Origin of the sequence: Cellulomonas sp. IC4_254, assembly GCF_011603975.1 — a bacterium.
Taxonomy (GTDB): Bacteria; Actinomycetota; Actinomycetes; order Actinomycetales; family Cellulomonadaceae; genus Cellulomonas.
In genome coordinates, this window is record NZ_JAANNB010000171.1 from 1 (window position 1) to 8,404 (window position 8,404).

The following is an 8,404-nucleotide window of genomic DNA, read 5'->3' on the forward strand; positions in this document are numbered from 1 at the left end:
GGGCCGTCCTCTCGGTCGGGTGCGTGCTGCGCCCACCGTGCGCCCGCGGCCGCCATCGCGTCCAACACTGGTTCTCGCTACCGACCATCGACGACGGCGATACCCTCGGCGCCATGGAGCTCCGCCAGCTCGGCGCGTTCGTCGCCGTCGTCGAGGAGGGCACGTTCACCGCCGCGGCCGCGCGGCTGCTGCTCGTGCAGTCCGCCGTGTCCGCGTCGGTGCAGGCGCTGGAGCGCGAGGTCGGCGCGTCCCTGCTGATCCGGGGCCCGCGCCGGGTCGCGCTGACCGACGCGGGCGCCGCGCTGCTGCCGCACGCCCGTGCCGCGCTGGACGCCGCCCGGGACGCCCGCGAGGCCGTCGACCTGGTGCGCGGCGGGCTGTCCGGGACCGTGCGGGTGGGGACCATGCCGTCGGTCGGCCTGGTCGACGTACCCGCGCTGCTCGGCGCGTTCCACCGCGCGCACCCGGGCGTCGCGCTGCGGCTCAGCGCCTCCACGTCCGGGTCGGCGGGCCTGGCCGCGGCGGTGGCGGACCGGCACCTCGACGTGGCGTTCGTGTCCCTGCCGACCGGGTCGGCCCCGGGCGTCCGGCTGCTCGACCTCGCGTCGGCGCCGATGGACCTGCTCGTCCCGGCGGGGCACGACCTCGCTGCGCGGGCGGACGGGCGGCCGGTCGACCTCGAGGAGCTCGCCAGGCTGGACTTCATCGACTCGCCCGCCGGCTACGGCAACCGCGCGGCGACGGACCGCGCCTTCGCCGCCGCGGGACTGGAGCGCCGGGTGACCGTCGAGGTCGCCGACATCGGCACGGTCGCGGGGTACGTCCGGCACGGGCTGGGGATCGCGATCGTGCCGCGGTTCACCGCCGCCGCCGCGCCGGACCTCCCTGCCGTGCCGCTGGCGACCGGGCTGCGCTGGCCGCTCGCGCTCGCGGTCCCCCGCGACCGCCGGCCGTCGGCGGCGACGGCCGCGCTCGTCCGGCACGTCCGCGAGCACGCCGCGGGCTGATCCGGCCCAACCGCCTGCCGAGATGGCAGCTCTCGGCTGCGTTCCCGGGCGGCCCGACAGCCGAGAGCTGCCATCTCGGCGACGTGTCTCCGCGGAGGGGGCTCAGGCCGGCGGCGGGCAGCCGCAGGACTCGCGCCGCACCACCCGGACCGGGAGGCGGTGGCTCTCCGGCTCCTCCGCGGGCGCCCCCGCGTGCCGCACGAGCACCTGCACCGCGAGCCGCCCCATGGCGGCCATCGGCTGCCGGACCGTCGTCAGCGAGGGGCGGGCCAGGCGGCCGGCGAGGATGCCGTCGAACCCGGTGACCACGACCCGCTCGGGCACGGGCACCCCGCGCGCGGCCAGCAGGTCGAGCACACCGAGGGCGAGCTGGTCGCTCGCGCACACCAGCGCCCGCGGCAGCCGGTCCTCGGCGGCGAGCGCGGCCAGCACCTCGAACCGGTGCGGCTCGGCGAGGTCGGTCGGGTCGAGCGGCTCGGCCGGCTCGGGCAGCCCGGCGGCGGCCACGGCCTCGCGGAACCCGGCGAACCGCTCCGCGTAGTCGGGGGTGGTCAGCCGCCCGACGAACCCGAGGTCGCGCAGGTCGTGGTTGCGGACCAGGTGGTCGACCACGTCGCGCATCCCGGCGCGGTTGTCGACGCCGATGTGGTGCAGCCCGTCGGCGACCGGCGGCGTGCTGAACGCGACGACGGGGATGCGCCGGGCGACGCTCTCGAGCGTGCCGACGGGGGTCGGGCCCGGGAACACGGCGAGGCCGTCGACCCGCCCGGCGACCTCGGTCACCGAGGCGCCGGACCCGCTGCCGCTGCTCAGCAGCAGCGCCTGGCCGCGCTGCCAGCACTCGAGCTCGAACCCGCGCTGCACCTCGTCCACGTACAGCGGGAAGGCGCGGGGGTCGGCGTCGGGGTCGGCGTCGTCGACGGGGGTCGGGGTGGCGACCGGCAGCGCGCCGTCGGCGCCCTTCTGCGGCGCCGCCAGCATGAGGTCGAACGAGTACAGGCCGAGCGCGCCGGTGCGCCCGTGGGCGAGGCCGCGGGCGCTCGCGTTCGGCACGTAGCCGAGCTCGCTGGCCGCGACGAGCACCGCGGCGCGGGTGGAGTCGCGGACCCGTTCGGGCTGCCGGAAGGTGAACGACACGGTGGCGATCGACACCCCCGCGCGCTCGGCGACGTCGTAGACGGTCGGTCTGCGCGGCACTGCACCACCTCCTCGGGGCCCCGCACGATGGTAGGGGTTCCGGCGCCCCGGACCGGGCCCCCTTGCGCCGGTCATTCTATGCGCTTAACATCTCTGCACATCTAAGCGCATAGAAGCGCGAGGCGCCCGCCGACCGCGCGCCCGTCCGTTCGAGGAGGAACGAACCATGATCCGTCCCGCTGCGCGCGTCGCCGTGGTGACCGCGCTCGCCGTGACCGCGCTGACCGCGTGCGGCCGCTCCGACGACACCGGCGCCGCCGCCACCGACGCCGCCACGCTGTCCGAGGGGGCCGCCTCCGGCGAGCTCACCGTCTGGGCCATGGGCGCCGAGGGCGAGGCGCTGCCCGACTTCGTGCAGGAGTTCACCGACGCCAACCCGGACGTCGACATCGAGGTCGTGCCGATCCCGTGGGACGCCGCGCGCGACAAGTTCCAGACCGCCATCGCCGCCGGCACCACCCCGGACGTCGCGATGATGGGCACCACCTGGATGGCCGAGTTCGGCGACGCGTTCGCCGCCGTGCCGGACGCCATCGACACCAGCGGCATCTTCGAGGGCTCGCTCGGCACCGCCGAGCTGGACGGCACCGCGATCGGCGTGCCGTGGTACGTCGACACCCGCGTGCTCTACTACCGGACCGACCTGGCCGAGCAGGCCGGCTGGACGGAGGCCCCCGCCACGCAGGAGGACCTCAAGCAGATGGCCGCCGACATGCAGGCCAAGGCGGGCGCCGACTACGGCATCCGGCTGCAGTCCGCGGGCAACGACTCGTTCCAGGGCTCGCTGTGGGCCCCGTGGTCGAACGGCGCGAGCCTGATGAACGACGACCAGACCGAGTGGACGCTCGACACCCCGGAGATGGTCGAGGCCTACGACTACTACACGTCGTTCTTCTCGGACGGCATCGCGAACGCCTCGGCCGACCGCAGCGCGGGCGCCCAGGAGGCCGAGTTCGTCGCCGGCACCACCCCGATGCTCATCGACGGCCCGTTCATGATGGGCCAGCTCGCCACGCTCGGCGGCGAGGGCTTCGAGGACAAGTACGCCACGGCCCGCATCCCGGCCGGCGACTCGTCGACCTCGTTCGCGGGCGGGTCGAACCTGGTGGTGTTCCAGGACTCCGACAACCAGGACGCCGCGTGGAAGCTCGTCGACTGGCTGACCCAGCCCGACGTCCAGGTGCAGTGGTACGACGTGACCGGCGACCTGCCGTCGCAGCAGTCCGCGTGGGACGACCCGTCGCTCGCCGACGACCAGAAGCTCGCGGTGTTCGGCGAGCAGCTCGAGGACACCCAGGCCCCGCCGGTGAACACCGCGTGGGTGCAGGTCGGCGCGGCCGCCGACTCCGTGCTCGAGCGGATGACGGTCAGCGGCGAGGCGCCCGAGGACGCGCTCGCGGAGCTGCAGCAGCAGGCGACGTCGATCGGCGTGGGCTGAGCCTCATGACCTCACCCCACGGCCTCGCTCGCTCCGCTCCCGAGCCCGCGGGGGCCCCGAGGACCACAGCCGCACCCCGTCCGGCCGGGTCCACGCGACCCGGCCGGGCGGCGGCCCCGGCCCCCCGCGGGCCCGCCGCCGCCCGCCGCCGGCGCCAGGGCATGGTCGCGTGGATGTTCGCGCTGCCGTTCGTCCTGGTGTTCGGGTTCTTCATGCTCGTGCCGCTGGTGTCGTCGTTCGCGATGTCGTTCACCGACTTCACCTCGCGGGACGTCCGCACGCCGTTCGCGGTGAACTTCGTCGGTCTGGACCAGTACGTCGCGCTGTTCGGGGACGCGCGGTTCCTCAAGTCGCTCGGCGTCACCGGCACCTTCGTGATCGTCGGCATCCCGGTGACGATGGCGGTCGCCCTGGCGCTCGCGGTCGCGCTGAACTCGGGGATCAGCCGGTTCCGGTCGGCGTTCCGCGTCGGGTTCTACGCCCCGGTCGTCACCAGCATCGTCGCGGTGTCGGTGGTGTGGCGGTACATCCTGCAGCCGGACGGGCTGCTCAACACCGCGCTCGGCTGGGTCGGGATCGAGGGGCCGAACTGGCTCAGCTCGACCACCTGGGCGCTGCCGTCGCTGATCCTCATGGCCGTCTGGCGGAACGTCGGCACCCTCATGGTGATCTTCCTGGCCGGCCTGCAGTCCGTGCCCGCCGAGGTCCAGGAGGCCGCGGTCATGGACGGCGCGTCCCCGTGGCGCCGGTTCCGCAGCGTGACGCTGCCCCTGCTGCGCCCGACCCTGCTGCTCGGCGCGGTGCTCATCTCGGTCGGCTACCTGCAGTTCTTCGAGGAGGCGTTCGTGATGACCCAGGGCGGACCGCTCGACTCCACGCTGTCGACCGCGTTCTACACGTTCGAGCAGTTCGGCTTCGGCAAGTACGGGTTCGCCTCGGCCGCGTCCTACGTGCTGTTCCTGGCCATCGCGCTGCTCAGCCTGCTGCAGTTCCGGCTGCTGCGGTCGCAGGACTGAGAGGGGGAGCCATGTCCACGATGACCCCGCCGTCGCCGCACCCGGCCGTCGACCGGCTCGCGCAGCCGGCCCCGTCGCGCCGCCGCCGGCTGCCCACGGGCCGCGCGCTCACCTACACCGTGCTCGTCGTCGGCGTGCTGCTCTGGCTGCTGCCGTTCGTGTGGATGGTGCTCGGCTCGGTCAAGACGCAGCGCGAGATCCTCACCAAGCCGCCGACCATCTGGCCGCAGGACCCGACGCTCGACAACTTCGGGCGCTGGTTCACCGACCTGAACTTCGGCCAGTTCTTCACCAACTCGGTGATCGTCGCGGTCGTGACCGTGCTCGGGAACCTGCTGTTCTGCTCGATGGTCGGCTACGCGCTGGCCAAGATGGACTTCCCGGGCAAGAAGGCGCTGTTCGCGCTCGTCATGATCATGCTGATGGTCCCGGGCGTCGTCACGTTCGTGCCGCTGTTCGTGCAGGTCACCTCGCTGGGCCTGCTGAACACGTACCCGGCGCTGATCCTGCCGTTCCTCACCCAGCCGCTCGGCGTGTTCCTCATGCGGCAGTTCATGCTCGGCATCCCCGAGCCGCTGATGGAGGCCGCGCGCATCGACGGCGCCGGCGAGCTGCGCATCTTCGCGCGGGTCGTCATGCCGCTGTGCGGGCCGCCGCTCGCGACGCTCGGCATCCTCACGTTCCTCGGCTCGTGGAACAACTTCCTGTGGCCGCTCGTCGCGGCGCAGAGCCAGGACATGTACACGCTGCCCGTCGCGCTGTCCCTGTACTCCACCGGGCAGCAGGCGACCGACTACGGCCTGCTGCTGGCCGGCGCGGTGCTGGTCATCACGCCGATCCTGCTGCTGTTCGTGGCCCTGCAGCGGTACTTCGTCCAGGGCATCGCCACCGTCGGCCTCAAGTGATCCCCGGCGCGCCGGCACGGCCCCGCGCGCCCCCGAACCACCCGCACCACCGGAAGGACCCCGCATGTCCGTCAGCCACCAGTTCCCCGAGGGCTTCCTCTGGGGCGCCTCCACCGCCGCGCACCAGGTCGAGGGGAACAACGTCAACTCCGACTGGTGGGTGCGCGAGCACGCACCGGGCACCGACCTGCCCGAGCCGTCCGGCGACGCCGCCGACTCCTACCACCGGTACCCCGAGGACATCGCGCTGCTCGCGTCGCTCGGCATGAACTCCTACCGGTTCAGCATCGAGTGGGCCCGGATCGAGCCCGAGCAGGGGTTCGTGTCGAAGGCGCAGCTGCAGCACTACCGCCGCATGGTCGACACCTGCCGCGAGCACGGCCTCACGCCGTCGGTCACGCTGCACCACTTCACGCACCCGCGCTGGTTCGCGAAGCTCGGCGGCTGGCGGAACCCGGACGCCCCGGCGCTGTTCGAGCGGTTCACCGAGATCGCGCTGCCCGTGCTCGGCGACGACGTCGAGTGGGTCTGCACGATCAACGAGCCCAACATGGTCGCGATGACCCGCGGCGAGGAGGGCACCGAGATGACGGCGTCCCGCCTCCCGGCGCCGGACCCGCAGATCACGGACGCGCTCATCGAGGCGCACCGGCGGTCGCGCGCCGTGCTGGCCCAGCTGCCGCAGGTGCGGTCGGGCTGGTCGGTCGCCACGCAGGCGTACCACGCGGCGCCCGGCGCCGAGGAGGCGACGAAGGCCTACGGCTACCCGCGGGAGGACATCTTCCTCGACGCCGCGAAGGGCGACGACTGGATCGGCGTGCAGGGCTACCTGCGCACGTTCGTCGACCCGCAGGGCAACCCGCTGCCCGTCCCGGAGGGCGCCGAGACCACGCTGACCGGCTGGGAGTACTTCCCGCCCGCCATCGGCATCGGCATCCGCAACGCGTGGGAGCGCACCGGCGGCGTGCCGATCGTGGTCACCGAGAACGGCATCGCGACCCAGGACGACGCCCGCCGGATCGACTACACCCACGACGCGCTCGTCGGCGTGCACGAGGCGATGGCCGACGGGATCGACGTGCGCGGCTACCTGCACTGGTCGGCGCTCGACAACTACGAGTGGGGTTCCTACACGCCGACGTTCGGCCTCATCGCCTGGGACCGCGACACGTTCGAGCGCACCCCGAAGCCGAGCGCGCACTGGCTCGGCGAGGTCGCCCGCACGGGGCTGCTCACGCACCCCACGCGCTGACGCGCGGGCCGCATGCCGCCGAGTTCGGCAGCTACGGGTCGAGGTCGGCAGCTGGAGCTGCCGACCTCGACCGGGTACTGCCGAACTCGCGGGCGCGGACCCGGTCAGCGGGCGGCGGCGGGCTCCGGGGTGCGGGTCGGGGTCGGGTCGGCCGGCTCGTCGTCCGTGAACAGGTCCTCCGCCTGGGCGGAGTCGTACTGGGCGCGGTCGAGGATGCCCTCGCGCTTCGCGACGATCGTCGGCACCAGCGTCTGGCCGGCGACGTTCACCGCCGTGCGGCCCATGTCGAGGATCGGGTCGATCGCGAGCAGCAGGCCCACGCCGGCCAGCGGAAGCCCGAGGGTCGACAGCGTCAGGGTGAGCATGACGATCGCGCCGGTGAGCCCGGCGGTCGCGGCGGACCCGACGACGGACACGAACGCGATCAGCACGTAGTCGAGCACCGACAGGTCGATGCCGAAGATCTGCGCGACGAAGATCGCCGAGATCGCCGGGTAGATTGACGCACAGCCGTCCATCTTGGTGGTCGCGGCCAGCGGCACGGCGAACGACGCGTACTCGGACGGCACGCCGAGGTTCCGCTCGGTCACGCGCTGGGTCACGGGGAGCGTGCCGATCGACGACCGGGACACGAACGCCAGCTGGATCGCCGGCCAGGCGCCGCGGAACCAGCGGGCCACGCCGAGGCCGTTCGCGCGCAGGATCACCGGGTAGACCACGAACAGCACCAGCGCGAGGCCGACGTACACGGCGATCGCGAACCGGCCGAGCGACGCCAGCGAGTCCCAGCCGTACGACGCGACCGCGTTGCCGACGAGGCCGAGCGTGCCCAGCGGCGCCAGGCGGATGATCCACCACAGCACCTTCTGGATCACGGCCAGCGCCGACCGGACGAACGTGAGGAACGGCTGCGCCTTGGGCCCGGTGCGCAGCACGGCGATGCCGACGACGATCGCGATGACGACGATCTGCAGGACGTTGAAGCTGACCGACGTGCTGAGCGAGCCGTCCTCCGCGGCGGAGGTGCTCGCGCCGAGGCCGAGCGGGTTGCCGGGGATCAGGCCGTCGAGGAAGTCGGTCCACGAGCCGGTGCGACCCGGCTCCTTCGCCTGGTCCAGGCTGATCGTCGTGTGGTTGCCCGGCTGCAGCACGAGGCCGAGGCCGATGCCGATGACCACAGAGATCAGCGCGGTGACCGCGAACCACAGCAGGGTCCGCCAGGCCAGGCGCGCGCCGTTGGCGACGTTCTGCAGGTTGGCGACCGAGGCGACGATCGCGGCGAAGATCAGCGGCGGGACGATCGCGCGCAGCAGCGTGACGAAGGACGAGCCGATCGTGTCGAGGGTGCTGGTGAGCCAGTTGGGCGACTCGGCGTCGGTGCCCGCGTTCACGGGGCCCATCGCGAGCGCGACCCAGCCGAGCGCGACGCCCAGCACGAGCGCCGCGATGATCTGGAAGCCGAAGTTGCCGAGCAGGGCGCGAGCGCGCGAGCGCTCCCGCACCGGGGCGGTGGAGGACATGCAGCAGCCTTTCGCGGGCGCGCGCCAGGGCGCGCCCGTGGGGGTGGGAGGAGGCCCGCGGGACGCGGG

7 protein-coding genes are annotated in these 8,404 nt (G+C 73.3%); 5 read left to right on the forward strand and 2 right to left on the reverse strand.

The features are described 5' to 3' along the window. The first annotated feature begins 113 nt into the window (after positions 1-113). On the forward strand, positions 114-1,007 hold the full coding sequence (locus G6556_RS14825; protein ID WP_166942984.1) for a LysR family transcriptional regulator: 894 nt from the start codon (positions 114-116) through the stop codon (positions 1,005-1,007). A gap of 102 nt (positions 1,008-1,109) precedes the next feature. On the opposite strand, the gene G6556_RS14830 is transcribed toward G6556_RS14825, so the two are convergent. Then, on the reverse strand, positions 1,110-2,204 hold the full coding sequence (locus G6556_RS14830; RefSeq protein ID WP_346774926.1) for a LacI family DNA-binding transcriptional regulator: 1,095 nt from the start codon (positions 2,202-2,204) through the stop codon (positions 1,110-1,112). A gap of 166 nt (positions 2,205-2,370) precedes the next feature. Between G6556_RS14830 and G6556_RS14835 the strand changes: the two genes are divergently transcribed. The 4 genes from G6556_RS14835 to G6556_RS14850 all read left to right on the forward strand — a co-directional run bounded on the left by G6556_RS14835 (position 2,371) and on the right by G6556_RS14850 (position 6,815). Further along, a complete protein-coding gene (locus G6556_RS14835) occupies positions 2,371-3,642 on the forward strand; it encodes an extracellular solute-binding protein (protein WP_166942990.1) in 1,272 nt (423 codons plus the stop codon). A 161-nt stretch (positions 3,643-3,803) separates the two neighbouring features. Continuing rightward, entirely contained in the window at positions 3,804-4,658 is an 855-nt protein-coding gene (locus tag G6556_RS14840; protein ID WP_240934578.1) for a sugar ABC transporter permease, read from the forward strand. A 20-nt stretch (positions 4,659-4,678) separates the two neighbouring features. Further along, the gene (locus G6556_RS14845) at positions 4,679-5,563 is read left to right on the forward strand and encodes a carbohydrate ABC transporter permease (protein WP_166943001.1); all 885 of its coding nucleotides are present in this window, start codon (positions 4,679-4,681) and stop codon (positions 5,561-5,563) included. A gap of 64 nt (positions 5,564-5,627) precedes the next feature. Then, positions 5,628-6,815, forward strand: a complete 1,188-nt coding sequence (locus tag G6556_RS14850) for a family 1 glycosylhydrolase (protein ID WP_166942996.1) — start codon at positions 5,628-5,630, stop codon at positions 6,813-6,815. Positions 6,816-6,919: 104 nt separating this feature from the next. On the opposite strand, the gene G6556_RS14855 is transcribed toward G6556_RS14850, so the two are convergent. Beyond that, positions 6,920-8,335: a dicarboxylate/amino acid:cation symporter gene (locus tag G6556_RS14855; RefSeq protein ID WP_166942999.1), complete on the reverse strand. Its 1,416-nt coding sequence runs from the start codon at positions 8,333-8,335 to the stop codon at positions 6,920-6,922. Positions 8,336-8,404 lie beyond the last annotated feature (69 nt).

What these genes read in the sequence shown, in the direction of transcription:
- G6556_RS14835 (WP_166942990.1), top strand. Translation starts at nt 2,371, where the DNA reads ATGATCCGTCCCGCTGCGCGCGTCGCCGTGGTGACCGCGCTCGCCGTG.
- G6556_RS14825 (WP_166942984.1), top strand. Translation starts at nt 114, where the DNA reads ATGGAGCTCCGCCAGCTCGGCGCGTTCGTCGCCGTCGTCGAGGAGGGC.
- G6556_RS14850 (WP_166942996.1), top strand. Translation starts at nt 5,628, where the DNA reads ATGTCCGTCAGCCACCAGTTCCCCGAGGGCTTCCTCTGGGGCGCCTCC.
- G6556_RS14840 (WP_240934578.1), top strand. Translation starts at nt 3,804, where the DNA reads ATGGTCGCGTGGATGTTCGCGCTGCCGTTCGTCCTGGTGTTCGGGTTC.
- G6556_RS14855 (WP_166942999.1), bottom strand. Translation starts at nt 8,335, where the DNA reads ATGTCCTCCACCGCCCCGGTGCGGGAGCGCTCGCGCGCTCGCGCCCTG.
- G6556_RS14845 (WP_166943001.1), top strand. Translation starts at nt 4,679, where the DNA reads ATGACCCCGCCGTCGCCGCACCCGGCCGTCGACCGGCTCGCGCAGCCG.